The 23,939-nt window shown below is 67.0% G+C and carries 22 protein-coding genes; 12 read left to right on the plus strand and 10 right to left on the minus strand.

From position 1 onward, the window contains the following. Positions 1-9: 9 nt before the first annotated feature. Together AC5P56_RS08480 and AC5P56_RS08485 are read left to right on the plus strand one after the other, a co-directional pair. Positions 10-2,838 carry a valine--tRNA ligase gene (locus AC5P56_RS08480; protein WP_032962264.1) on the plus strand — a complete coding sequence of 943 codons (2,829 nt, stop codon included), beginning with the start codon at positions 10-12 and terminating at the stop codon, positions 2,836-2,838. Positions 2,839-2,997: 159 nt separating this feature from the next. After that, entirely contained in the window at positions 2,998-3,819 is an 822-nt protein-coding gene (locus tag AC5P56_RS08485; RefSeq protein ID WP_262092963.1) for an EamA family transporter, read from the plus strand. A gap of 45 nt (positions 3,820-3,864) precedes the next feature. On the opposite strand, the gene rimI is transcribed toward AC5P56_RS08485, so the two are convergent. The 3 genes from rimI to pssA are packed head-to-tail and all read right to left on the minus strand — an operon-like array spanning position 3,865 to position 5,635. Then, positions 3,865-4,362 (minus strand): ribosomal protein S18-alanine N-acetyltransferase, encoded by a 498-nt coding sequence (rimI, locus tag AC5P56_RS08490; RefSeq protein WP_014645873.1) that lies wholly within the window; start codon positions 4,360-4,362, stop codon positions 3,865-3,867. Further along, entirely contained in the window at positions 4,359-4,862 is a 504-nt protein-coding gene (locus tag AC5P56_RS08495; protein WP_014645872.1) for a hypothetical protein, read from the minus strand. The genes rimI and AC5P56_RS08495 overlap by 4 nt, the downstream gene beginning before the upstream one ends. Further along, the gene (gene pssA / locus AC5P56_RS08500) at positions 4,859-5,635 is read right to left on the minus strand and encodes a CDP-diacylglycerol--serine O-phosphatidyltransferase (protein WP_005415206.1); all 777 of its coding nucleotides are present in this window, start codon (positions 5,633-5,635) and stop codon (positions 4,859-4,861) included. Before pssA ends, AC5P56_RS08495 begins: the two co-directional genes overlap by 4 nt. Before the next feature lie 80 nt (positions 5,636-5,715). Between pssA and AC5P56_RS08505 the strand changes: the two genes are divergently transcribed. The 3 genes from AC5P56_RS08505 (at position 5,716) to AC5P56_RS08515 (ending at position 9,053) form a co-directional block, all read left to right on the plus strand. Then, on the plus strand, positions 5,716-6,093 hold the full coding sequence (locus AC5P56_RS08505) for a DUF4124 domain-containing protein (RefSeq protein ID WP_329768584.1): 378 nt from the start codon (positions 5,716-5,718) through the stop codon (positions 6,091-6,093). 650 nt (positions 6,094-6,743) lie between these two features. After that, a complete protein-coding gene (locus AC5P56_RS08510) occupies positions 6,744-8,447 on the plus strand; it encodes a proline--tRNA ligase (RefSeq protein ID WP_014645869.1) in 1,704 nt (567 codons plus the stop codon). A gap of 222 nt (positions 8,448-8,669) precedes the next feature. Beyond that, positions 8,670-9,053: an H-NS histone family protein gene (locus tag AC5P56_RS08515; protein WP_010480700.1), complete on the plus strand. Its 384-nt coding sequence runs from the start codon at positions 8,670-8,672 to the stop codon at positions 9,051-9,053. Between the two features lie 92 nt (positions 9,054-9,145). Here the strand turns inward: AC5P56_RS08515 and AC5P56_RS08520 are convergent, their stop codons facing one another. Further along, positions 9,146-10,405, minus strand: a complete 1,260-nt coding sequence (locus AC5P56_RS08520; RefSeq protein WP_014645868.1) for a threonine/serine exporter family protein — start codon at positions 10,403-10,405, stop codon at positions 9,146-9,148. Between the two features lie 92 nt (positions 10,406-10,497). Between AC5P56_RS08520 and AC5P56_RS08525 the strand changes: the two genes are divergently transcribed. The 4 genes from AC5P56_RS08525 to AC5P56_RS08540 are packed head-to-tail and all read left to right on the plus strand — an operon-like array spanning position 10,498 to position 14,016. Continuing rightward, the gene (locus AC5P56_RS08525) at positions 10,498-11,619 is read left to right on the plus strand and encodes an MlaE family ABC transporter permease (protein WP_014645867.1); all 1,122 of its coding nucleotides are present in this window, start codon (positions 10,498-10,500) and stop codon (positions 11,617-11,619) included. 1 nt (position 11,620) lies between these two features. Beyond that, positions 11,621-12,448 carry an ABC transporter ATP-binding protein gene (locus AC5P56_RS08530; protein ID WP_046428302.1) on the plus strand — a complete coding sequence of 276 codons (828 nt, stop codon included), beginning with the start codon at positions 11,621-11,623 and terminating at the stop codon, positions 12,446-12,448. A gap of 3 nt (positions 12,449-12,451) precedes the next feature. Then, positions 12,452-13,378 carry an MlaD family protein gene (locus AC5P56_RS08535; protein ID WP_014645865.1) on the plus strand — a complete coding sequence of 309 codons (927 nt, stop codon included), beginning with the start codon at positions 12,452-12,454 and terminating at the stop codon, positions 13,376-13,378. Beyond that, positions 13,375-14,016 carry an ABC-type transport auxiliary lipoprotein family protein gene (locus AC5P56_RS08540; RefSeq protein WP_014645864.1) on the plus strand — a complete coding sequence of 214 codons (642 nt, stop codon included), beginning with the start codon at positions 13,375-13,377 and terminating at the stop codon, positions 14,014-14,016. Before AC5P56_RS08535 ends, AC5P56_RS08540 begins: the two co-directional genes overlap by 4 nt. A 75-nt stretch (positions 14,017-14,091) precedes the next feature. Here the strand turns inward: AC5P56_RS08540 and AC5P56_RS08545 are convergent, their stop codons facing one another. Further along, positions 14,092-14,679 carry an alpha-ketoglutarate-dependent dioxygenase AlkB family protein gene (locus tag AC5P56_RS08545; protein ID WP_014645863.1) on the minus strand — a complete coding sequence of 196 codons (588 nt, stop codon included), beginning with the start codon at positions 14,677-14,679 and terminating at the stop codon, positions 14,092-14,094. Between the two features lie 118 nt (positions 14,680-14,797). Between AC5P56_RS08545 and AC5P56_RS08550 the strand changes: the two genes are divergently transcribed. Next, positions 14,798-16,690 carry a glycoside hydrolase family 99-like domain-containing protein gene (locus AC5P56_RS08550; RefSeq protein ID WP_188239224.1) on the plus strand — a complete coding sequence of 631 codons (1,893 nt, stop codon included), beginning with the start codon at positions 14,798-14,800 and terminating at the stop codon, positions 16,688-16,690. A 30-nt stretch (positions 16,691-16,720) separates the two neighbouring features. Here AC5P56_RS08550 and AC5P56_RS08555 read toward each other — a convergent pair whose 3' ends face one another. Both AC5P56_RS08555 and AC5P56_RS08560 read right to left on the minus strand, forming a co-directional pair. Further along, positions 16,721-17,350 carry a CoA transferase subunit B gene (locus AC5P56_RS08555; protein ID WP_053494810.1) on the minus strand — a complete coding sequence of 210 codons (630 nt, stop codon included), beginning with the start codon at positions 17,348-17,350 and terminating at the stop codon, positions 16,721-16,723. A gap of 1 nt (position 17,351) precedes the next feature. Beyond that, positions 17,352-18,083, minus strand: coding sequence for a CoA transferase subunit A (locus tag AC5P56_RS08560; protein ID WP_053494809.1), 732 nt, complete (start codon positions 18,081-18,083; stop codon positions 17,352-17,354). 657 nt (positions 18,084-18,740) lie between these two features. On the opposite strand from AC5P56_RS08560, the gene AC5P56_RS08565 reads away from it, so the two are divergent. Together AC5P56_RS08565 and AC5P56_RS08570 are read left to right on the plus strand one after the other, a co-directional pair. Then, entirely contained in the window at positions 18,741-20,087 is a 1,347-nt protein-coding gene (locus AC5P56_RS08565; RefSeq protein WP_053494807.1) for a phosphohexomutase domain-containing protein, read from the plus strand. Between the two features lie 13 nt (positions 20,088-20,100). Then, entirely contained in the window at positions 20,101-21,504 is a 1,404-nt protein-coding gene (locus AC5P56_RS08570; protein WP_053494806.1) for a mannose-1-phosphate guanylyltransferase/mannose-6-phosphate isomerase, read from the plus strand. A gap of 103 nt (positions 21,505-21,607) precedes the next feature. On the opposite strand, the gene rfbD is transcribed toward AC5P56_RS08570, so the two are convergent. Genes rfbD through rfbA form a run of 3 tightly spaced genes read right to left on the minus strand, consistent with a single transcriptional unit; the run spans position 21,608 to position 23,939 of the window. After that, entirely contained in the window at positions 21,608-22,501 is an 894-nt protein-coding gene (rfbD, locus tag AC5P56_RS08575; RefSeq protein ID WP_111205542.1) for a dTDP-4-dehydrorhamnose reductase, read from the minus strand. Then, complete coding sequence (rfbC, locus tag AC5P56_RS08580; RefSeq protein WP_053494804.1) at positions 22,498-23,055, minus strand: dTDP-4-dehydrorhamnose 3,5-epimerase; 558 nt, start codon at positions 23,053-23,055, stop codon at positions 22,498-22,500. The genes rfbD and rfbC overlap by 4 nt, the downstream gene beginning before the upstream one ends. Further along, a complete protein-coding gene (gene rfbA, locus AC5P56_RS08585; RefSeq protein ID WP_053494803.1) occupies positions 23,052-23,939 on the minus strand; it encodes a glucose-1-phosphate thymidylyltransferase RfbA in 888 nt (295 codons plus the stop codon). Before rfbA ends, rfbC begins: the two co-directional genes overlap by 4 nt.

The following is a 23,939-nucleotide window of genomic DNA, read 5'->3' on the forward strand; positions in this document are numbered from 1 at the left end:
TTCCCCCGCATGACCCAACTCGCCTCCAGCTACGACCCGACGTCCTTCGAGACCGACCTCTACGAGGCCTGGGAGAAGGCCGGCCACTTCAAGCCGTCCGGCACGGGCGAGCCGTACACCATCCTGCTGCCACCGCCGAACGTGACCGGCACCCTGCACATGGGCCATGCCTTCCAGCAGACCCTGATGGATGCGCTGGTGCGCTACCACCGCATGCGCGGCTACGACACGCTGTGGCAGGTCGGTACCGACCATGCCGGCATCGCCACCGAAATGGTGGTCAGCCGCAACCTGGCGCTGGAAGGCAAGGGCGAGACCCGCGATTCGCTGGGCCGCGAAGGCTTCATCGGCAAGGTCTGGGAGTGGAAGCAGCAGTCCGGCGACACCATCGAACGCCAGATGCGCCGCCTCGGCACCTCCGCCGACTGGTCGCGCAGCACTTTCACCATGGACCCGCAGCCATCGGCGGCGGTCAACGAGGCCTTCGTGCGCTGGTACGAGCAGGGCCTGATCTACCGCGGCCAGCGCCTGGTCAACTGGGACCCGGTGCTGAAGACCGCCATTTCCGACCTGGAAGTGGAGAGCGCCGAGGAGGACGGCTTCCTGTGGTCGATCGCCTACACGCTGGATGACGGCCTGAGCTACGAACACGTCGAGCGCGATGCCGACGGCGTGGAAACCCTGCGCGAAACCCGCGACTACCTGGTCGTTGCCACCACCCGCCCGGAAACCCTGCTGGGCGATACCGCGGTGATGGTGCACCCGGAAGACGAGCGTTACGCGCACCTGATCGGCAGGAACGTGGTGCTGCCGTTGACCGGCCGGCGCGTGCCGGTGATCGCCGACGACTACGTGGACCGCGCGTTCGGCACCGGCGTGGTCAAGGTCACCCCGGCGCACGACTTCAACGACTATGAAGTAGGCGTGCGCCACAGCCTGCCGATGATCAACCTGTTCACCCCGGTGGCGGCGCTGAACGAGAACGCGCCGGAACGCTTCCGGGGCCTGGACCGCTATGAAGCACGCAAGGCCGTGCTGGCCGAGCTGGAAGATCTGGGCATCCTGGTCGAGACCAAGGCGCACAAGCTGCAGGTGCCGCGTGGCGACCGAACCGGCCAGGTGATCGAGCCGTACCTGACCGACCAGTGGTTCGTGAAGATGGACGACCTGGCCAAGCGTGGCCTGGACCTGGTCGAGGACGGAAGCATTGCCTTCGTGCCGCCGAACTGGATCAACACCTACCGCCACTGGATGAACAACATCCAGGACTGGTGCATCAGCCGCCAGCTGTGGTGGGGCCACCGCATCCCGGCGTGGTTCGATGCCGCCACCGGCAGCTGCTACGTCGGTCGCAGCGAAGAGGAAGTGCGGGCCAAGCACAACCTGGGCAGCGAGGTGGTGCTGAACCAGGAAAGCGACGTGCTGGAGACCTGGTTCTCCTCGCAGCTGTGGCCGTTCTCCACCCTGGGCTGGCCGAACGAACAGGCCATGGCCGAGCGCGGCTTCGACCGTTACCTGCCGTCGTCGGTGCTGATCACCGGCTTCGACATCATCTTCTTCTGGGTGGCGCGCATGATCATGGCCACCGACAACCTGGTCGGGAAGATCCCGTTCAAGGACGTCTACTTCACCGGCCTGATCCGCGACGGCCAGGGCCAGAAGATGTCCAAGAGCAAGGGCAACGTGCTCGACCCGCTGGACATCATCGACGGCATCACCATCGACGACCTGGTCGCCAAGCGCACCGGCGGCCTGATGCAGCCGAAGATGGTGGAGAAGATCGAGAAGGCCACCCGCAAGGAATTCCCGGACGGCATTGCTGCCCACGGTGCCGATGCGCTGCGCTTCACCATCGCCGCGCTGGCCACCCACGGCCGCGACATCAAGTTCGACATGAACCGCGCCGAGGGCTACAAGAACTTCTGCAACAAGCTGTGGAACGCCAGCCGCTTCGCGCTGATGAACACCGAAGGTGCGGCATTCACCGGCGTGCCGACCCCGCGCACCGATGCCGAGCGCTGGATCCTTTCGCGCCTGGCCGCCACCACCGCCGAAGCGCAGGGCCATTTCGCCGCGTACCGCTTCGACCTGCTGGCGCAGTGCCTGTACGAGTTCGCCTGGAACGCGTTCTGCGACTGGTTCCTGGAGCTGAGCAAGCCGGCACTGAACGGTGCCGACGCGGCTGATGCCGAAAGCACCCGCCACACCCTGCTGTACGTGCTGGAAGCGCTGCTGCGCCTGCTGCACCCGCTCACCCCGTTCATCACCGAACAGCTGTGGCAGCAGCTGGCCCCGCGCCTGGGCCTGGCCGAAACCACGCTGTCGCTGCGCCCGTACCCGACCGCCGCCGAATTCGCCGGTGATTTCGCCCAGGCCGAGGCCGACGTGGAATGGCTGAAGGCGGTGATCAGTGCGGTGCGTCGCGTGCGCAGCGAATTGAACGTCGCGCCGTCCAGGCAGGTGCCGCTGCGCCTGCAGGCCGGCCTGGAGCAGGACCGCGTGCGCATCGAACGCTTCAGCGCCTCGCTGTCGTTCCTGCTGAAGCTGGACAGCATCCAGTGGCTGGCCGAGGGCGAAAGCGCACCGCCGGCGGCCGCCGCGATCGTGGGCGAGCTGAAGCTGCTGGTGCCGCTGGAAGGCCTGGTCGATCTCGATGCCGAGCGCGCGCGCCTGGACAAGGAGATCAAGCGCGTGGAAGGCGAGCAGGAAAAGAGCGAAACCAAGCTGGCCAGGTTCACCGACAAGGTGCCACCGGCGGTGGTCGACCAGGAGCGCGTGCGCCTGGTCGACTGGAACACCCAGCTGGCCGGCCTGCGCGAGCAGCGCGCGAAGCTGTAACGCCGCGCTCTGGTGCGTGCCAACCAAGGTTGGCACCTACCACGGCAGGGGAGGGTTGGCACCTGCCACGGCGGGAGAGGTTGGCACCCACCGAAGCGGAATCGGAAACGTCGGGCGATGCCCGGCGTTTCCATTTGTCCCGCATGGCATCATCGGCGGATGCCGCTTTCCATCTTCCTGCTCGTCCTCGCTGCCGCGGCGCTGCATGCCAGCTGGAATGCGATCGTCAAGCGCGGCCCGGACAAGTTCCTCGGTACCGTGCTGGTGACCGGCAGTGCCGCGTTGCTGTCGGCCGCCGCCCTGCCCTTCCTGCCCTTCCCGGCCGCGCACAGCTGGCCCTGGCTGGCTGCGTCGGTGCTGCTGCAGGTGACCTACTACGGGCTGGTCGCGCGTTGTTACCAGCAGGTCGACATGAGCCTGGCCTACCCGCTGATGCGTGGCAGCGCGCCGATCCTGGTCGCACTGGCCGGCACCCTGCTCGGTGAGCCATTGCCCGCCGCAGCGTGGCTGGGCGTGGTGCTGGTGAGCACCGGCATCCTGTGCATGGCACTGGGTGCGCGCGGCGGCCAGCTGCGCCTGCCGCTGCTGACAGCGGCGATGATCGCCACCTACACGCTGGTCGATGCGCAGGGTGCGCGCCAGTCCGGCAGCGCGCTCAGCTACACGTTGTGGTTGTTCCTGCTGTCGGGCATCCCGCTGCCGCTGTGGGCGTTGTATAAGCGCGGCGGCGCGGTACTGGACTATGCGCGGCAGCATTGGCCGCTGGGACTGGCCGGTGGCGTCGGCACCACCGCCTCCTATGCGATGGCGTTGTGGGCCATGACCCAGGCGCCGGTGGCAATGATCTCGGCGCTGCGCGAATCCTCGATCCTGTTCGCGCTGCTGATCTCGGTGTTCCTGCTGCGCGAGCGGGTGCCGCGCACGCGCTGGCTGGCAGCGTCGCTCATCGTGGGCGGCGTGCTGGCGTTGCGGCTGGCGTGAGCGACGCATCGGTAGTGCCGGCCGCTGGCCGGCAACCCGTCTGCGTTACAGCGGCGGCATTTCCTGCAGATCGCCGTCGACCAGCTCGATCGCCATCACGACCGCATCCTCGCGGCCCTGTGCAGCCGGGTAGTAGCGCGGGCGGCGGCCGATCTCGTTGAATCCTTCGCTGTGATACAGCGCCAGCGCCGGCGTATTGGACGGACGCACTTCCAGGAAGACGCGCTGTGCGCCACGGTCGGCGGCCAGCTGCACCAGCGCGCGCAGCAGCTGGCGGCCCAGCCCGCGCGACTGTGCCAGCGGATCGATGCAGATGTTCAGCACGTGCGCTTCATCGGCGGCGATGCTGAGCACGCCATAGCCGACCAGCAGGCCATCGCGCTCCATCGCCAGGCCGGGATAGCCGGCACGCAGGCAGTCGATGAAGATGCCGCGGGTCCAGGGAAAAGGGTAGCCGCGCAGTTCGATCGCCATTACCGCATTGAGGTCGCTCTCGCGCAACGCACGCAGGCTGACCGGGCCGGGCCGGGTGACCGCGCTCATGGCGTGCCCCGCTTGCGCAGGGCACGCAGCTGCGGCCACAGCGCACGCTTGGCGGCCGGGTCGTGGCGCAGCTGGTCCAGCGGCCAGCTGTCCATCAACCGCTGCGTAGCCGGGTCGTTCGGGTTGCAGCCGGACGCACGCAGCAGCGCGATCTGCAGGCGATCCGGCAGGCGGACCACCGGCTGGCGCGCGTTGCCGCTGGGCATCGGGCGCTCAGCCGCCGGCACGGTATCCGGGGCACTGACCGGCGTTTCGCGGCGCGGCGGTGCCGGCCGTTCCGGGCGGGCTGCGGGCGCCACCCCGGCATGCTGTTCGCGCGACGGCACGGGGGCCCGCACCGGTTCCGGCGGGGCGACGCTGGCCTCGGCTTCGGCCACGCTCAACTGCAGCGCGGCATCCAGCTCGGCAGCCAGCTGGCCATCGTGATAGACGGTGTAGCCCATGGCCTGCAGCCAGGCCTGCTGGGCCGGTGACCACAGCACGGGCAGGTCCTGGCTCACGCGGCCTCGGGCTTCTTGCGCAGGCGCTGCACGGCCCACATCACCGGGCCGGACAAGGCGTACAGGATGCCGACCGCGAACAGCACGCGCGGCAGGTCGATGACCGCAATGGCGATCGCCACCGGCACCAGTGCCAGCACCAGGAACGGCACGCGGTCCGAACGGGTGCCCTTGGCAGCGCCACCCTTGAAGCTCCAGAAGCGGATGCGGCTGACCATCAGCAGCGCAGCGATGATCGTCACCGCCAGCGCCACGTAGCGCAGCTGGTTGCCGTCCCAGCCCAGGTTGCCATCGGCGAACGCCCAGACGAAGGACATCATCAGGCCCGCTGCGGCCGGGCTGGCCAGGCCGACGAACCAGCGCTTGTCGACCACCGCCACCTGGGTATTGAAGCGGGCCAGGCGCAGCGCCGCGCAGGCCGCATACAGGAAGGCCACGGCCCAGCCGACGCGGCCGAGCAGCGGATCGTCGAACTTCAGCCACGACAGCGACCAGTGGTACATCACCAGCGCCGGGGCCATGCCGAAGCTGACCAGGTCGGCCAGCGAGTCGTACTGCACGCCGAATTCGCTGCTGGTACCGGTCAGGCGCGCCACGCGCCCGTCCAGGCCATCCATCACCGCCGCCACGAACACGGCGATGCTGGCATTGACGAAATCCCCGTTGGCCGCGGCGATGATCGCGTAGAAACCGGCGAACAGGCCGGCGGTGGTGAACAGGTTGGGCAGCAGGTAAATCGTGCGCGAGCGCGGCGGCGGTGTGATCGGGTCCATGGAATCCAGTTTAATCGACTTGCCAGCGGTCGGCGCCAATGCTGCAATCGGCGTTCTGCGCCCATTCCGTGGAGTCTGCCATGCGTGCCCTGTCCTGCCTTGGATGCCTGCTGCTGTTGGCCACTGCCAACGCCGTGGCCGGCCCCGTCTACAAATGGAAGGACGCCCATGGCGTAACCCAGTATTCGGAGACCCCGCCGGCGGGCAAGAAGTTCGAGACCCGCGAGCAGGCCCGCACCCCGCAGGCCGCAGCCGGCACCGAGACCCCGGCCGCGCCGGTCCCTGGGCAGTGCAGCACGGCCCGGGCCAACCTGGCCCTGCTGGACGGTGGTGGCCAGGTGATGCAGGACACCGATGGTGATGGCAAGGCCGATACCCCGTTGACTCCGGAGCAGCACACCGCGCAGAGGGGATTGGCGCAGGCCGCCATCAAGGCGTACTGCCCACCGGCCGGTTAAGGGTATCGGCAGGGCTGCGCCCTGCACCTGCAGAGGCTGCAAGCAACGGCAACGTCAAAAGCGGGCATTCCGTGGAATGGCGGGGCGGTGTCGGATTGCGGGGACGCCGTAAACCCGTCCATGGGGGCTTGGCCGCGGCGTCCATGCCGCGGACACCCCGCAATCCGGCACCGCCCCACCCCCGACAGATCCCCGGTGGCCAGTAGATCCACGCGATGCGTGGATCAAATCTGTCGGATCTCGAATTGAATCCGGGGTCAGAGCCGTTTTCCTGCGGAAAACGGATCTGACCCCAGGAGCCATTCCGACAGCTCGCAGGAAACTGTCGAAGGCGGGGTGGGTCCGGCGGCAGGGGTGTGAGCGCCATGGGCCCGAGGCATGCCTCGGGCGGGTTGGGCAGGACGCTCAACACCGGTCTTGCCGTGTGCGCAGGACAGCGCACACGAGCAAGCCGCGACCAAGCCCCCAGGGATGGGTTCACGGCGTCCCCTGCCGCCGGACCCACCCCGCCATCTCCCAGGAAACCCGTTTTTGCTGTTGCTGTTGCTGTTGACGTTGCTTGAGGCGGGTGCAGGGCGCAGCCCTGCCGATACCCCTCCCCCCGGCCGGGCTGGCAGAATAGAGGTCTCTGCCGTTATCCGAAGCCGACGATGCGCCTCTCCCAGTTCCACCTGCACACCACCAAGGAAACCCCCAGCGACGCCGAGCTGACCAGCCATCGGCTGATGCTGCGCGCGGGCATGATCCGCAAGCTGGCATCGGGCCTGTACACCTGGTCGCCGCTGGGCCTGCGCGTGCTGCGCAAGGTCGAGCGCATCGTGCGCGAGGAAATGGACCGGGCCGGTGCCGTGGAATTCCAGATCCCGACCATCCAGCCGAAGGAACTGTGGGAGCAGACCGGCCGCTGGCAGAAGTTCGGCCCGCAGCTGCTGAAGATCAAGGACCGCAAGGACCAGGTGTTCTGCTACAGCCCGACCGCCGAAGAAGCCGCCTGCGACTTCGCGCGCAGCGAGCTGTCCAGCTACAAGCAGCTGCCGGTGAACTTCTACCAGGTGCAGACCAAGTTCCGCGACGAGATCCGCCCCCGCTTCGGCGTGATGCGCTCGCGCGAGTTCCTGATGAAGGACGCCTATTCGTTCCACCTGCACGATGAGTGCCTGGTGCGCGAATACGAGAACATGAAGTCGGCCTACAGCCGCATCTTCACCCGCCTCGGCCTGGATTTCCGCATGGTGCAGGCGGACTCCGGTGCCATCGGCGGTGATGCGTCGCAGGAATTCCACGTCATCGCCGATTCCGGCGAGGACGCGCTGGTGTTCTCCACCGGCTCGGACTACGCAGCCAACATGGAAGCGGCGATTGCCGCCGACCCGGCGCCGCGTGCGGCCGCCACCGAAACGATGCGCAAGGTGGATACCCCCACCCAGAAGACCTGCGAGGACGTCGCGGCGCTGCTCGGCATCGACCTGCAGCGCACGGTGAAGTCGGTGGCGCTGATCGCCGGCGAAGGCAAGGCACAGCAGTTCGTGCTGGCGCTGGTGCGTGGCGACCATGAGGTCAACGAGATCAAGCTGGCCAAGGTCGCCGGCCTGGACGAGCAGCGCTTCGCCAGCGAGGCGGAAATCGCCGAGCACCTGGGCAGCGTGCCGGGCTTCCTTGGCCCGGTCGCCCCGGCCAAGGCCATCCGCGTGGTCGCCGATCGCGAAGTGGCGGCGATGGCCGACTTCGTCGTCGGCGCCAACGAAGCCGGTTTCCACCTGGCCGGCGTCAACTGGGGCCGCGACCTGCCGGAACCGGAAGTGGCCGACATCCGCAACGTGCGGGCCGGCGACCGTGCCGTGGACGGCGGTGAACTGAAGATCGCACGTGGCATCGAAGTCGGCCATGTGTTCCAGCTCGGCCGCAAGTACGCCGAAGCGCTGGATGCCACCGTGCTGGACGAGAACGGCAAGGCCGCGGTGATGGCGATGGGGTGCTACGGCATCGGCATCTCGCGTGTGGTGGCTGCCGCGATCGAACAGAACCATGACGATGCCGGCATCATCTGGCCGGACGCGATGGCGCCGTGGCAGGTGGTGGTGTGCGTGATCAACCCGAAGGGCGATGCGGCCGTGGCCGACGCCGCTGCCAACCTGCTGCAGGAGCTGCGCGAGGCGGGCCTGGACGCTGCACTCGACGACCGCGGCCTGCGTCCGGGCGCGATGTTCGCCGACATGGAGCTGATCGGTATTCCGCATCGCGTGGTGGTCAGCGAACGCGGCCTGGCCGCTGGCACCTACGAGTACCGCTCGCGCCGCGCCAGCGACGCGGAGAACCTGGACAAGGCCTCCCTGCTGCAGCGTCTGCAGGGCTGATCAGGAAAAGACCGGGGCCTGCCCCGGTCTTTTTTTTTTGCCCGCGCCCTTCCCCGATATTGCAGCGGACATAATCCGGTCAAAATCACCGGGATGGCGTCTGCATGCCGCCACGCCATGACCCGCCTGCATTTGTGCTGTGATTAATTCATCTCTATTCTGTCCGCCGACGCCATGGACTGGCTTGTCCCGTCCACACATTAGTTTCCGGAGTAACCGTAAATGAGCATTGACCTGACCGGCCTGTCAGCACGCGAGCTGGGCGCCCTGATCCGTACCGCCAAGAAGCAGCAGACCATCGTCGCCAAGCGCCGGCCGATCACCAAGGTCCGGGCCCAGCTGACCAAGCTGGCCAAGACCGAGGGTTACACCATCGAAGAACTGTTCGGCAGCGCCCCGGCCACGCGTGCCCGCAAGGCCGCCCCGGCCGCCAAGGCCCCGTCGAAGACCGCCGGCCGCAAGCTGGGCAAGGTTGCACCGAAGTACCGCAACCCGGCCAATCCGAAGGAAACCTGGACCGGCCGTGGCAAGCAGCCGCGCTGGATGGCTGAACTGACCGCCAAGGGCAACAAGAAGCCGGAAGATTTCCTGATCAAGAAGGCCTGAGGCCGGGATCAGGTTGGAATGAAAGACGCCGGCGGACGCCGGCGTTTTTCATTCTCCGGTGTGTGGACCGGGGTCCACACCCACCGACATCATCACAGGGTCTTGCGAGCGGGCATCAGCAGGTTGCCGAACAGCAGGCCGGCGACCAGCGCCATCACCACGTTGAGCACGGTGAGGAACACGCTCTGGCCGGCGCCGACATCCTGTTGCTGGACCAGGGTCAGCACGCCGCGCAGGCTGGTGCTGCCGGGCACCATCATGATGATGCCGGGCAGGCGGATGATCGCGCCCGGACGCCCGACCAGGCGACCGAACAGATTGCCGCCCGCGGTCAGCAGCATCGCCGACAGGAAGATGCCGGCCGGCGCGCCCCAGGCATGGCCGCCGAACTTGGAGATCGCATAACCGGCTACCGAGGCGGCGATCACCCACGGGTAATCGCGCCGGTTGGCCTTGAACAGCATCGCGAACGCAAAGGCCGCGGTCAGCAGCGAACCCCACTCCACCCACGGCCCCTGCGGCCGCGTGGCGCGGATCACCGGATCCAGCCCGAGCACGTCGGCCAGGGTCACCGCGATCATCGCGCCGACGCTGAGCTTCATGATGGTGGTCAGCGCGCCGGCAAAGCGCGCGGTGCCCGACACCCAGTGCTGGCTGGCCAGCTCATTGACCGCATTGGTCAGCGACATGCCGGGCAGCAGCACCACCAGCGAGGCGATGATCACCGTATTGAGGTTGAGCGCGCCAATGAAGGACGCCACCAGGGTGGCGACCATGCCGGCCAGCAGCGCCGCCAGCGCCTCGGCCGCTTCGCGGGTGGCCGGGCGGCGGTCGGTGACCATGCCGAGCAGGCCGATCATCAGGCCGATGACACCGGCGGTGGCGATGTCCAGCCACGGCAGCTTCCACATGCCGGCCACGCCGGCCGCGCCGAGGGTGAATGACAGGATGGTGCGCAGCTTGCCGCGCCGGCCCGGATCCTTGTCCAGCTGGCGCAGCGCGGTATGGCCCTGGGCGATGCTCATCCGCCCGTTGGACACTTCTTCGGCGATATGGTCGGCGACGCTGAGCTTGTGCAGGTCGTTCTCACCGGGCGCCAGGCGGATCACGCGGGTGATGTCGCTGGAGCCGATCGCCTGCGCCGGATCGCTGAAGCTGAGGATGATACCGGTGGGATTCGACCACGGTTCACAATCCAGATCGAGCTGGCGGGCCAGTGCCACCACCGCCGTTTCCAGGCGCTGGGCCGTGGTGCCATAGCTGTGCAGGCGTCCGGCGATCTCGGAAACAAAGGCCACGCGCTGTGCGTAGGTGGCCTGGGGCGTGGGGATCGTGTGAGCGTCTGCGGACATGCGCCGTAGTATTACCTACGCTGGGGCCCACCGGAGAAATTCATCCGAGTTCGACGCGAAGCCCGATACAGAACGGTTATGCTGCGACCCGAATGGCCCACGTCACCCCGAACCTCGCCCCCCAGCTCGAACAGGATGCCCATGACCCGGGCCTGATCCACCTGTCCGGCACCTGGACCTTGAAGACCGCGCTGGCCGCGGCCGAGGTCCTGCACGGCGTTCCCGACAAGCTGACCGGCATCGATGCCACCGGCATCGAGCAGCTGGATTCGGCCGGCGTGCTGCAGGTGCTGCGCGTGGCCCACCGTGCCGATCTGCACGAAGACGCACTGCAGTTCCGCGCGGACCACCAGGCGCTGGTGTGCACCATCGAGGAAGTGGCCGACGACCGCCCCAAGCCCAAGCGCGATTTCGGCGTGCTGGCCGCGCTGGAACGGCTGGGTGTCAGCGTCCACGCCACTGGCCACAACATCAAGGCGCTGTGCAGTTTCCTCGGCGAGAACCTGGTCAAGGCGGCCCGGCTGGTCAAGGAACCCCGCCGCTTCCGGCTGACCGCCACCGTGCACCAGATGGAGCAGGTGGGGCTGGATGCGGTACCGCTGGTGGCGCTGCTGTCCTACCTGGTGGGTGCGGTGATCGCATTCCTCGGCTCGACCATCCTGCGCGACTTCGGCGCCGAGATCTACGTGGTCGAGCTGGTCAACATCGCCTTCCTGCGCGAGTTCGCGGTACTGCTGACCGCGATCGTGCTGGCCGGCCGCACCGCCAGTGCGTTCACCGCGCAGATTGGTGCGATGAAGGCACGCGAGGAGATCGATGCAATGCGCACGCTGGGCCTGGACCCGGTCGACCTGCTGGTGCTGCCGCGACTGCTGGCGCTGCTGGTCACCCTGCCCTTGCTGACCTTCATCGCGATGATCGCGGGCCTGGCCGGCGGCATCACCGTCGGCGCGTTCGACCTCGACATCCCGCCGCAGATGTACATCGCGCGCATGCACGAGACGATGGAAGTGCGGCACCTGCTGGTCGGCCTGTCCAAGGCACCCGTGTTCGCGCTGGTGATCGGCCTGATCGGCTGCCTGGAAGGACTGAAGGTCGAGGGCACCGCGCAGTCGGTCGGCGAGCGCACCACCTCCAGCGTGGTGCAGACGATCTCGCTGGTGATCATCATCGACGCCTTCGCGGCGTTGTGGTTCATGCACATGGACTGGTGACATGAGCACATCCGCCCTCCCCGACTCCATCGACATGCGCGACGACCAGGGCCACGAACTGGCCATCCGCGTGCGTGGCCTGGTCAACCGCTTCGGCAGCCAGACCGTGCACGAAGACCTGGACCTGGATGTGCGCCGCGGCGAAATCCTGGGCGTGGTCGGCGGCTCCGGTACCGGCAAATCGGTGCTGATGCGCTCGATCCTGGGCCTGCGCGTGCCCGATGCCGGGCAGATCGAAGTACTCGGCCGCGACGCGCGTGCCGACGACGCCGAGAGCCGGCTGCACATCGAGCGCAACACCGGCGTGTTGTTCCAGGACGGCGCCCTGTTCTCCTCGCTGACCGTGGGCGAGAACGTGCAGGTGCCGCTGAAGGAACACCACCGCGAGCTGCCCGAGCGCTGGCACTACGAACTGGCGCTGCTGAAAGTGAAGCTGGCCGGCCTGCCCGCCGATGCGATCAACAAGCTGCCCTCACAGCTGTCCGGCGGCATGCGCAAGCGCGCCGGCCTGGCCCGGGCACTGGCGCTGGATCCGCCATTGCTGTTCCTGGACGAACCCACCGCCGGCCTCGACCCGATCGGCGCGGCCGCGTTCGACCGCCTGATCAAGACCCTGCAGGAAGCGCTGGGGCTGACCGTGTTCCTGATCACCCACGACCTGGACACGCTGTACGCGATCTGCGACCGGGTCGCGGTGATCGCCGACCGCAGGGTGGTGGCCAACGCACCCTTGCCTGACATCGAGAAACTGGATCATCCGTGGATCCAGGAATACTTCCACGGACCCCGCGCGCGCGCCGCGCGTGGCGAACAGATCGAGAGTGCCTGAGCCATGGAAACCAAAGCCAACTACGTGCTGATCGGCGCGTTCACCCTGATCACCGGCCTGGCCCTGCTGGCCTTTGGCCTGTGGGCCGCCAAATACTCCTCCGACCGTACCTGGCAGGAGTACCGCGTGGTGTTCCGCGAAGCGGTGACCGGCCTGTCGGTGGGCAGCCCGGTGCAGTACAACGGCATCGCGGTGGGCTCGATCACCGAACTGAACCTGGTGCCGGACGACCCGCGCCAGGTAGTCGCGCGCATCCGCCTGAACTCCAACACGCCGGTCAAGACCGATACCCGCGCCAAGCTGGCGATCACCAGCCTGACCGGCCCGTCGATCATCCAGCTCAGCGGCGGCACGCCGCAGTCGCCGGCGCTGACCACGGTCAACAAGGACCCGGCACCGATCATCCCGACCACGCCCTCTGCGCTGCAGAACATCACCGACGTCGCCAACCGCATCGTCGAGCGCATGGACCAGATCCTCAGCGACCGCAACGTGGCCTCGATCAACGCGACGCTGGCCAACCTGGAGACGATCAGCGGCGGCCTGGCCGACCGTGACCAGGGCACGCAGGCGCTGCTGCTCAGCGCGCGCGATGCCGCCCGCAGCCTGGACACCACGCTGAAGACCACCAACGGCACCATCGAGCGCCTGGACAGGAACCTGGTGCAGCAGCTGCCTGGCATCATCGACAAGCTCGACGCGACCCTGGCCAAGCTCGACTCGGCCGCCGGCAACGCCGATTCGATCCTTGGCGAGAACCGCGCCGCGATCAACAGCTTCGCCAACGATGGCCTCGGCCAGCTGGGCCCGACGCTGACCGAACTGCGCGGCCTGATCCGCGACCTGCGCCGGGTCAGCGACCGCCTCGAGAACAACCCCGCGCGCTACCTGCTGGGCCGCGACGCACCGAAGGAGTTCGAACCCAAATGAGCCCGACCACCCTTCCGCGCCTGCTGCTGGCCGCTTCGATGGTCACCCTGCTGGGGGGCTGCTCCATCCTCGGCAGCAGCGAGAAAACCGCGGTGACGCTGTACTCGCCGTCCGTGCAGGTCAAGGCGGACCCGGCGTGGCCGCAGGCCAGCTGGCAGCTGGTACTGGCCAAGCCCAGCGCCGCGCGCATGGTCGACAGCCCGCGCATCAATGTGCGGCCGACACCGTCGCAGCTTGAGATCTACAAGGGTGCCAGCTGGGCGCAACCGGCCACCGACATGATCGAAGACACCCTGCTGCGTGGCTTCGAGGATTCCGGCCGCATCCGCGGCGTGGCCCGCAGCACCGCCGGCATCCGCGCCGACTACAAGCTGTCCACCGATGTGCGCCGCTTCGAATCGGATTACCAGGGCCAGGCCACGCCCACCGTGGTGATCGAGGTCAACGCCAAGCTGATCCATGTCGCCGACCAGCGTGTGGTCGCTGACCGCACCTTCCGCCAGGCGCAGCCGGTCGGCAGCACCGACGTACCGGCGGTGACCGCCGCGTTCGAGCGTGGCCTGCAGCAGCTGGCGCAGGACGTGGTGGGCTGGACGCTGCAGAGCGGGCAGGCCGACCAGCCGACCGTTGCGCGCTGATCGCAGCATTCGCCGGGCATGTGGTTACGGGGTCAGGTCCCTTTCGGGCTGGAAAGGGACCTGACCCCTTCTTCGTCAACGCGGCGAAATCCAACGGAAGGTCAGGTTGATCCGCTCGCCGTGCACCCGCGCCATCTTCGGCAGCGCGTGCTGGTAGAAGCGCTGGGTCTGTCCGGCCATCAGCAGCAGGTCGCCGTGGCCCAGCACGAATTCAGCCTTGCGTGCCGGGTCGTCGCGGCGTCGCAGCAGGAATCGGCGCGCCGCGCCCAGGCTCAGCGAAGCGATCACCGGGGCCGGACCCAGCTCCGGCTCGTCATCGCTGTGCCAGCCCATGTAGTCACCGCCACCGCGGTAGCGGTTCAGCAGCACGCTGTTGAAGCGGCCGTGGCCTTCGGCTTCCAGGCGCCCGCGCATGGCCTGCAACACCGGCGGCCAGGGGCGCGGCACGAACTCGGCACCGGAATAGCGATAGCGGGCCTGCGGGTCGCCGATCCAGCAGCTCAGCCGCGGCGAGTCCACCCAGTTGCCGAACATGCGGATGCGATGGGTTTCCCAGGGCACTTCGGCCTGCAGCGAATACAGGAGCTGGTCGGCCTCGGCCGCAGCCAGCCATCCCGGCAGGTGCAGGACATCGGCATCGGGCAGGTCGTGGGGGAACAGCATGGTCACACGCTAGCACGCCGCCGTTTGCCGTCATGGCCGCCAGCACCGAAAATGGCGCCATGACCGTTGCCCAGATGCTGATTCCGTCCTACCGCCCGCTGTCGCGAGGCCTCGCCCGATGAGCCTGCGCCAGTCGCTGTTCCCGTTGCTGCGCGCCGTGTTCCGGGCCTTGCCGTTGCCGCAGGCGCAGCGCGACCGGTTGCGCACCCGGCTGTTGGCACGGCATGGCGACTGGGTGCCGCCGCCCCCCAAGGGGCAGCAGGATGAGGGGGGCGCGCGCGCCAGTGCCCAGCTGCGCTGGCGTGCCGATGAACCGGCGATCGGCCACGTGCCATGGCGTGAGGGAGCATTGCCGTCACCCATGCCGGCGACGCTGGTCGCTTTCTACCTGCCGCAGTTCCATACCTTCCCGGAGAACGACGCCTGGTGGGGCAAGGGCTTTACCGAGTGGCGCAACGTCACCCGCGCCCTGCCGCAGTTCGAAGGTCACATCCAACCCCGCCTGCCGGCCGACCTCGGCTTTTATGACCTGCGCAACCTGCAGGTGATGCGTGACCAGGCACGCTTGGCTGCGGAGTACGGCATCGGCGCATTCTGCTTCTACTACTATTGGTTCAGCGGCCGCACCCTGATGGAGGACCCGCTGCGTCAATGGCTGGCCGATGACAGCATCGACCTGCCGTTCTGCCTGTGCTGGGCCAACGAGAACTGGGCACGACGCTGGGACGGCCGCGACGACGACATCCTGATAGGCCAGCAGCACAGCGCAGAGGACGATCTGGCCTTCATCGCACATGTCGCGCCCTACCTGCGCGACCGCCGTGCATTGAAGGTCGAGGGTCGGCCGATGCTGCTGGTCTATCGCCCGAACCTGCTGCCCGACGCCCGGGCGACTGCCGAGCGCTGGCGCCGCTGGTGCCGCGACAACGGCGTGGGCGAGATCCACCTGGCCTACGTCCAAGGCTTCGAGCGACCGGATCCGCGCGATATCGGCTTTGATGCCGCCGTCGAATTCCCGCCGAACATGAGTAACCCGCGCTCGTTGTCGGCACAGCAGTGGCTGCTCAATCCTGCCTTCAATGGCGATGTACGCGACTGGCGCGAACTGGCTGCAGAAATCGCAGCGCGGCCGCTTCCGGATTATCCGCTCTATCCCGGCGTGAACCCGGGCTGGGACAACGAGGCGCGTCGTTCCGGCCGCGGCCGCGTGTACCTGCACGCCTCACCCCGTGGCTACCGCGACTGGTTGCGCACCACGATCCATGAACGCCTGGCCCTGGCGCCTGCGCGCCAACGCATGGTCTTCATCAATGCCTGGAACGAATGGGCCGAAGGCGCGGTGCTGGAACCGGATGCCCGGCTTGGGCATGCCTGGCTTGACGCGACGCGCCAAGCGCTGTCCCCGGCTTCGCCCGCCGGCCCCCTGCGGGCCTGCCTGCTGATTCTCATTGATGATCCCGGGCTGATCGCTACAGCTTGCGAGGCCGCCAGCGGCCTGGGCGTGAGCTACCGTGTTTTCATTCCAATGGCGCAGCGCCCTCATGACGCTGCGGTCGATATCATCGGCCATGCGGGCAATGCCCTGTCCAGCATCGTGCAGGTCCTGGAGGCTTTTGGTCCGGATCCATCGTTGCTGGCCTGCTGGCTGGACCTCCGCGGAAGCAGCGAGACAAGACCTCAGCTACCAGGAACGGCCGATCTCGACGCTGTGCTTCAACAGTTCGATGAGCAACCTGCGCTGGGCATGTTCGCGGCATCCACTCCGGAGGCCATCGCCGTTTCACGCCGTCATCTCCGCTGGGCGGCGCGGCTGGGGATGGCCGACGCCCCTACGCCGCAGACAGCAGGCACGATGTGGCTGCGGGCGTCGGCGTTGCGGTCACTGCTGGATGCGCACTGCTATCCCAGTGAGCTGGACAACGACAATGCACTTGATCCGGTCATGCAGTTGCTGCCGGACCTTGTTGCCAACGCCGGCTACGTCGTCGGAGGCGCACAACGCCAACCCTGAGGCTGGCGCTGCGCGGCAACATCATTGTCCTCAACGCCGGAACGCGACGCCGGTCTTTTCCTTCAGCTCTTCATCGCTGACACCCGGCGCGGCCTCCACCAGCAACAGGCCCTTTTCAGTCACGTCGAACACCGCCAGATCGGTGATGATGCGGTCGACCACGCCCACGCCGGTCAACGGCAGCGTGCATTCGGCCAGGATCTTGTGCTCGCCGTTCTTGGCAGTGTGCTCCATCAGCACCACAACGCGCTGCACGCCGGCGACCAGGTCCATTGCCCCGCCCATGCCCTTGACCATCTTGCCGGGCACCATCCAGTTGGCCAGGTCACCCTTGTCGGTGACCTGCATGGCGCCAAGGATGGCCAGGTTCACATGGCCACCGCGGATCATCGCGAAGCTGTCGTGGCTGCCGAAGTAGCTGGCACCGGCACGCGCCGTAACCGTCTGCTTGCCGGCATTGATCAGGTCCGCGTCGACTTCAGCGTCGGTCGGGAACGGGCCGATGCCGAGGAGGCCGTTCTCCGACTGCAGCCACACATCCACGCCTTCGGGAATGTGATTGGCAACCAGCGTCGGCAGGCCGATGCCCAGGTTCACGTAGGCGCCATCGATCAGCTCCTGGGCGGCGCGTGCCGCCATCTCGTCACGGGTCCACGCCATGTCAGTTGCCCTCCGCGCGGATGGTGCGCTGTTCGATTCGCTTCTCAGGATGCGCGTTGTGCACGATGCGGTGCACATAGATGCCTGGCAGGTGCACCTGGTCCGGGTCGATGGCACCGACCGGCACCACCTCCTCCACTTCCACGATGCAGACCTTGCCGGCCATCGCACAGGCCGGGTTGAAGTTGCGTGCGGTCTTGCGGAACACCAGGTTGCCGGCCTCGTCGGCCTTCCAGGCCTTGACCAGTGCCACATCGGCGCGCAGCGCCGTCTCCATCACGTAGTGCTTACCGTCGAACTCGCGGGTTTCCTTGCCCTCGGCAACCACCGTGCCATAGCCGGTGGCAGTGAAGAATGCCGGAATACCCGCACCACCGGCACGCAGGCGCTCGGCCAGTGTGCCCTGCGGGTTGAACTCCAGCTCCAGCTCACCAGCCAGAAACTGCCGTTCGAATTCCTTGTTCTCGCCCACGTAGGACGAAATCATTTTCTTGATCTGCCGGGTTTCCAGCAGCTGGCCCAGTCCGAAGCCATCGACACCGGCATTGTTGGAGATCACGGTCAGGCCCTTGACGCCACTGTCGCGCAGCGCAGCGATCAGCGCCTCGGGAATGCCACACAGGCCAAAGCCGCCCACGGCCAGGGTCTGTCCATCGGCGACCACCCCCTGCAGGGCCTCCGTCGCACTGGCGAAGCGCTTGCCGCGCTTTCCGCCGGAAGTCGATTGCTGCATTGCTCTACTGCCCTGCACGTTGAGGATGACCGCATTCTAGCCGGAGGCAACGAAAGAGCTGGATGCGCCGCAGCATTGCCGAGGCATCGCCAAGGGCTGCGTTGCATGGGGGTTTCTCCTGCCGGTGGTGGGCGCGGCGCCCGGCTCGCCCGCACTGATGGCCCGGACCTGCAACGAAGAGGGCCTGCTTCGCGGGACGGACGCGTGGCCGCTGGAAAAGGGTGAACGCTGCCTGTCAGATGTCGCGGCACGCAGCCATGCGGCGACAGGCGCGTCGCCAGGGTGAAATGCTCGGCCAGCAATTCCTGGCGGGGGGAAGCAACCGCGCCACAAGCCTGCGTCATCCCTGCAGCTGTCCGCGTCCGGCCATCGCCCGCCGGTCCTGCTCCGCCACGTCAAGTACGCCAGCAACGGCGTGATCGCGTTTGGCTGCCAGTGGCAGGAACTCCTGGGGCTGCTGCTGGCTCCCGGCCACTTGAGGGAGGCTGGCCTGGCCGTGATCGCCCAGCCAGCGGCCGTTTACCCGCTTGCCAAGCGGTACGGGCGCCCCCGCGTACCCGATACCCTCAGCCAATCGCCGGGAGTTGCGGAATGGAAACGATTCCCATACAGGACAAAGGCTACAATCAGTGGCTAAGCTCACATTGGATCTGACCGATGCCCCTGCCCGCCTTCAAGGCCTATGACATCCGCGGCCGCGTGCCGGAAGAACTGAACGAAGACCTGGCACGCCGGATCGGCACGGCCCTGAATGCACAGCTCGCTCCGGGCCCGGTGGTGCTGGGCCACGACGTCCGCCTGACCAGCCCCGCGCTGCAGGACGCGCTGGCGGCCGGCCTGCGCGGTGCCGGCCGCGAAGTCATCGACATCGGCCTGTGTGGCACCGAGGAGGTCTATTTCCAGACCGATCACCTGGGGGCTGCAGGCGGGGTGATGGTCACTGCCAGCCACAATCCAATGGATTACAACGGCATGAAGCTGGTCAAGGAGAACGCCCGGCCGATCAGCTCCGATACCGGCCTGTTCGCGATCTCCGATGCGGTCGCCGCCGATTCATCCGCGGCACAGCCGCCTTGCGCCGGCCAGATCGCCCAGCATGACAAGAGCGCCTACATCCAGCACCTGCTGAGCTACGTTGACACCAGCAAGCTCAAGCCACTGCAGATCGTTGTCAACGCCGGCAACGGCGGCGCCGGTGCCATCGTCGACCTGCTGGCACCGCACCTGCCGTTCGAGTTCATCCGCATCTGCCACGAACCGGACGGCAGCTTCCCCAACGGCATTCCCAATCCACTGTTGCCGGAAAACCGCGCCGCCACCGCCGACGCCGTGCGCGAACATGGCGCGGACTTCGGCATTGCGTGGGATGGCGATTTCGACCGCTGTTTCTTCTTCGACCACAACGGCCGCTTCATCGAGGGCTACTACCTGGTCGGCCTGCTGGCCAAGGCAATCCTCGCCCACCATCCGGGTGGCAAGGTCGTGCATGACCCCCGCCTGGTCTGGAACACCGTGGAGATGGTCGAACAGGCCGGTGGCGTGCCAGTGCTGTGCAAGAGTGGCCACGCCTTCATCAAGGAAAAGATGCGCGCGGAGGATGCCGTGTACGGCGGCGAGATGAGCGCCCACCACTACTTCCGCGAGTTCGCGTATGCCGACTCGGGCATGATTCCGTGGCTGCTGATCGCCCAGCTGGTCTCCGAAAGCGGCCGCTCGCTGGCCGACTGGGTTGAAGACCGCATGGCCGCCTACCCTTGCAGCGGTGAGATCAACTTCAAGGTTGCCGATGCCAAGGCTGCGGTCACACGCGTGATGGAACACTTCGCCGCGCAGTCGCCCGCGCTGGACTACACCGATGGCGTCAGCGCCGATTTCGGCGACTGGCGCTTCAACCTGCGCAGCTCCAACACTGAACCGCTGCTGCGCCTGAATGTGGAATCGCGGGGAGACGCTGCATTGATGCAGGCGCGTACCGACGAGATTTCCTCCCTGCTGCAGAAATAATCAAAGGAAGGCCATGAGCACTATCCAGCCTGTCATCCTGTCCGGTGGCTCCGGTACCCGTCTGTGGCCGCTTTCGCGCGAAGCCTATCCCAAGCAGTTCCTTCCGCTGGCCAGCGAACAGACGATGCTGCAGGCCACCTGGCAGCGGGTGGCGCCGATTGCCGCGCGCGGCCCGTTGGTGATTGCCAACGAGGAACACCGCTTTGTTGCCGCCGAGCAGCTGCAGCAGGTTGGCGCCGAGCCAGCCGCGATCATCCTTGAGCCGGTCGGCCGCAACACGGCACCGGCGATCGCGGTGGCCGCGCTGGAAGCCACCCGCGACGGCGGCGACGCGCTGCTGCTGGTGCTGCCCTCCGATCATGTGATCAACAACGAGACTGCATTCCGCAGCGCCGTCCAGGCTGCCGCCGCTGCCGCCGAAGCCGGAAAGCTGGTGACCTTCGGCATCGTGCCGACCGGCCCGGAAACCGGCTACGGCTATATCAAGGCCGCCGATGGCCAGGGCCTGCGCGCGGTCGAGCGCTTCGTCGAGAAGCCCGACCTGGGTACCGCCACCCGCTACGTCAGCAGCGGCCAGTACTACTGGAACAGCGGCATGTTCCTGTTCAAGGCCTCGCGCTACCTGCAGGAGCTGGAACGCTTCCAGCCCGCCATGCTCGCCGGCAGCCGCCAGGCCTGGCAGCAGGCGCGTCGCGATGCCGATTTCACCCGCCTGGACAAGGAGGCCTTCACTGCCGTTCCGTCCGATTCGATCGACTATGCGGTGATGGAGAAGACCGCCGATGCCGTGGTGATTCCACTGGATGCCGGCTGGAACGATGTCGGCTCGTGGACCGCGCTGCGCGATGTCTCGCAGCAGGACGGCGATGGCAACGCCCACCAGGGCGACGTGATTGCCATCGACTGCCGCAACACCTATGCCTACGCACAGCGCCTGGTGGCGCTGGTCGGGCTGGATGACGTGGTAGTGGTGGAAACCGACGACGCGGTGCTGGTCGGCAAGGCCGATCGCATGCAGGAGGTCAAGACCGTAGTGGCGCAGCTGAAGGCCGAAGGCCGCAGCGAGGCCACCTGGCACCGCAAGGTCTATCGCCCGTGGGGTGCCTACGATTCGATCGACAACGGCGAGCGTTTCCAGGTCAAGCGGATCACGGTCAAGCCCGGCGGCACGCTGAGCCTGCAGATGCATCACCATCGCGCCGAACACTGGATCGTGGTCAGCGGCACCGCTGAAGTGACCCGTGGTGACGAGGTGATCCTGCTCAGCGAGAACCAGAGCACCTATATTCCGCTGGGCGTGACCCACCGCCTGCGCAACCCGGGCAAGCTGCCGCTGGAACTGATCGAAGTGCAGTCCGGCAGCTACCTGGGCGAGGATGACATCGTGCGGTTCGAGGATACCTACGGGCGCAGCTGAGGTTTGCCCGGGGTCGGATCCCGTTGCTGCGCAACGGGCTCTGACCCGTTCCTGATCGGCCCGGCAGCGCTGCGTCGCCGGGCTTGGCCCGGCGCTACGGCCGTCAGGCCAGCTCCGCCATCACCCGCTTCAGGCCATCCTGCCAGCTCGGCAGCACGACGCCGAAATCCTGCTGCAGCTTGCGGTTGTCCAGCACCGACCAGGCCGGGCGCCTGGCCGGGGTCGGATACTCGGAACTGGGAATCGCCTCGACCGTCGGCACCTTGGCCAACACGCCGCTGGCCAACGCCTCGGCAAATATGGCCTCGGCAAAGCCATGCCAGCTGGTCCGGCCGCTGGCGGTCAGGTGCCAGATACCCGACAGCTGGCCCGGATGCTGCAGTGCCTGCGCGGTGACATCGGCGATCAGCGCCGCCGGCGTCGGCGTACCGATCTGGTCAGCCACCACACGCAATACGTCACGCTCTGCACCCACACGCAACATCGTGCGCAGGAAGTTGGCGCCGTGCGATGCATACACCCACGCCGTGCGGAAAATCAGATGGCGGCCACCGGCCGCACGCACCGCGTCCTCGCCATCGCGCTTGCTGGTGCCATACATGCCCAGCGGTGCTGTCGGCTGGTCCTCGCGGTAGGGCGCGCTGCCCTGGCCGTCGAACACGTAGTCGGTGGAGTAATGCACGAACGGCACGCCATGCGCCGCACACCAGCGCGCGATCACGCCCGGCGCCTGCGCATTGGCAGCGAAGGCCGCATCGACCTCCTGCTCCGCACGATCAACTGCGGTATAGGCGGCCGCATTGACCACCAGCGACGGCTGCACGCGGTCCAGCAATGCCGGCAGGCTGTCGGGCTGGCCGAAATCGGCCGTTTCACAGGTACTTCCGTCGGGCAGTTGGCCGCTGCGCGTGGTTGCAATCACCTTCCCCAGCGGCGCCAGCGCGCGCAGCAACTCCTGGCCCACCTGCCCGTTGCCACCGAACACCAGCACGGTCATGGCACGTAGACCGGCAGGCGATCTTCAGCAATGTCCTTCAGGAACGGTGCGTTCTCGTCCTTGGCTGACAGGGTCGGTGCGCTGACCGGCCAGTCCACGGCAATGCCGGCGTCATTCCAGCGCACGCCGGCATCGAAGTCCTTGAGGTAGACCTCGGTGCACAGGTAGCTGAACACCGCACGCTCGGACAGCACGGCGAAACCGTGCGCGAAGCCCTCTGGAATCCAGAACTGCTTCTTGTTCTCCGCGCTCAGCACCACCGCTTCCCACTGGCCGAAGGTCGGCGAACCGCGGCGGATATCCACGGCCACGTCGTAGACCTCGCCTTCCAGCACGCTGACCAGCTTGCCCTGCGGCCGCGGCCATTGGTAATGCAGGCCGCGCAGCACGCCCTGCGCAGAGGTCGACACGTTGCTCTGCACGAAACGGTCCGGCAGGCCCAGCGCGGCGAAGCGCTCGGCGTTCCAGGTTTCGAAGAAATAACCGCGGGCATCGCCGAACACCGCCGGCTCGATCACCACGCAGCCGGGCAACCGGGTTTCAATCACTTTCATGGAACGACTCCACGCACGGCGAGCTTATGCAGGTATTCACCGTAGCTGTTCTTGATCAACGGCGCGGCCAGCGCTTCCAATTGTCCAGCGTTGATCCAGCCCTTGCCGAACGCGATTTCCTCGGGACAGCAGACCTGCAGGCCCTGACGGGTCTGGATCGTCTCGATGAAGTTGGATGCTTCCAGCAGCGACTGGTGGGTACCGGTATCCAGCCACGCATAGCCACGGCCGAGCGCCTCCAGGTGCAGGTCGCCTTCGGCCAGGTAACGCTTGTTGAGATCGGTGATCTCCAGTTCGCCACGCGGTGACGGCTTCAATTCGGCCGCGTAATCGCAGGCCTTGCCGTCATAGAAGTACAGGCCGGTCACCGCATAGTTGGAGCGCGGCTTTTCCGGCTTCTCCACCAGATCGATCACCTTGCCGCCCTGGTCGAACTCGGCCACGCCATACCGTTCCGGGTCATTGACCCAATACCCGAACACGGTCGAGCCGTGCACGCGCTCGTCAGCACGCTTGAGCACCTCGCGCAGGCCGTGGCCGTGGAAGATGTTGTCGCCCAGCACCAGGCAGCTCGGCTTGCCAGCCACGAAGTCGCGGCCGATCAGGTAGGCCTGGGCCAGGCCATCCGGACTCGGCTGCACCGCGTACTGGATGTCCATTCCCCACTGCGAACCGTCGCCCAGCAACTGCTGGAACAGCGCCTGCTCGTGCGGGGTGTTGATGATCAGCACTTCGCGGATGCCCGCCAGCATCAGTACGCTGAGCGGGTAGTAGATCATCGGCTTGTCGTACACCGGCAGCAGCTGCTTGCTGACACCCTTGGTGATTGGATATAGGCGGGTGCCGGAGCCACCGGCGAGGATGATGCCCTTGCGCTGGGTCAT

It is taken from the genome of Stenotrophomonas sp. YJH_SMC_131 (genome assembly GCF_059367975.1).

Bases quoted from the DNA above. Each gene is read 5' to 3' on its own strand.
- AC5P56_RS08555 (WP_053494810.1), bottom strand. From the start codon at position 17,350: ATGGCGTGGACCCGTGACGAGATGGCGGCACGCGCCGCCCAGGAGCTG.
- AC5P56_RS08520 (WP_014645868.1), bottom strand. From the start codon at position 10,405: ATGTCCGCAGACGCTCACACGATCCCCACGCCCCAGGCCACCTACGCA.
- AC5P56_RS08535 (WP_014645865.1), top strand. From the start codon at position 12,452: ATGGAAACCAAAGCCAACTACGTGCTGATCGGCGCGTTCACCCTGATC.
- AC5P56_RS08505 (WP_329768584.1), top strand. From the start codon at position 5,716: ATGCGTGCCCTGTCCTGCCTTGGATGCCTGCTGCTGTTGGCCACTGCC.
- AC5P56_RS08530 (WP_046428302.1), top strand. From the start codon at position 11,621: ATGAGCACATCCGCCCTCCCCGACTCCATCGACATGCGCGACGACCAG.
- rfbA (WP_053494803.1), bottom strand. From the start codon at position 23,939: ATGACCCAGCGCAAGGGCATCATCCTCGCCGGTGGCTCCGGCACCCGC.
- AC5P56_RS08570 (WP_053494806.1), top strand. From the start codon at position 20,101: ATGAGCACTATCCAGCCTGTCATCCTGTCCGGTGGCTCCGGTACCCGT.
- AC5P56_RS08515 (WP_010480700.1), top strand. From the start codon at position 8,670: ATGAGCATTGACCTGACCGGCCTGTCAGCACGCGAGCTGGGCGCCCTG.
- AC5P56_RS08560 (WP_053494809.1), bottom strand. From the start codon at position 18,083: ATGCAGCAATCGACTTCCGGCGGAAAGCGCGGCAAGCGCTTCGCCAGT.
- rfbD (WP_111205542.1), bottom strand. From the start codon at position 22,501: ATGACCGTGCTGGTGTTCGGTGGCAACGGGCAGGTGGGCCAGGAGTTG.
- AC5P56_RS08540 (WP_014645864.1), top strand. From the start codon at position 13,375: ATGAGCCCGACCACCCTTCCGCGCCTGCTGCTGGCCGCTTCGATGGTC.
- AC5P56_RS08565 (WP_053494807.1), top strand. From the start codon at position 18,741: ATGCCCCTGCCCGCCTTCAAGGCCTATGACATCCGCGGCCGCGTGCCG.
- rimI (WP_014645873.1), bottom strand. From the start codon at position 4,362: ATGAGCGCGGTCACCCGGCCCGGCCCGGTCAGCCTGCGTGCGTTGCGC.
- rfbC (WP_053494804.1), bottom strand. From the start codon at position 23,055: ATGAAAGTGATTGAAACCCGGTTGCCCGGCTGCGTGGTGATCGAGCCG.
- AC5P56_RS08510 (WP_014645869.1), top strand. From the start codon at position 6,744: ATGCGCCTCTCCCAGTTCCACCTGCACACCACCAAGGAAACCCCCAGC.
- AC5P56_RS08525 (WP_014645867.1), top strand. From the start codon at position 10,498: ATGGCCCACGTCACCCCGAACCTCGCCCCCCAGCTCGAACAGGATGCC.
- AC5P56_RS08550 (WP_188239224.1), top strand. From the start codon at position 14,798: ATGAGCCTGCGCCAGTCGCTGTTCCCGTTGCTGCGCGCCGTGTTCCGG.
- AC5P56_RS08480 (WP_032962264.1), top strand. From the start codon at position 10: ATGACCCAACTCGCCTCCAGCTACGACCCGACGTCCTTCGAGACCGAC.
- pssA (WP_005415206.1), bottom strand. From the start codon at position 5,635: ATGGACCCGATCACACCGCCGCCGCGCTCGCGCACGATTTACCTGCTG.
- AC5P56_RS08485 (WP_262092963.1), top strand. From the start codon at position 2,998: ATGCCGCTTTCCATCTTCCTGCTCGTCCTCGCTGCCGCGGCGCTGCAT.
- AC5P56_RS08545 (WP_014645863.1), bottom strand. From the start codon at position 14,679: ATGCTGTTCCCCCACGACCTGCCCGATGCCGATGTCCTGCACCTGCCG.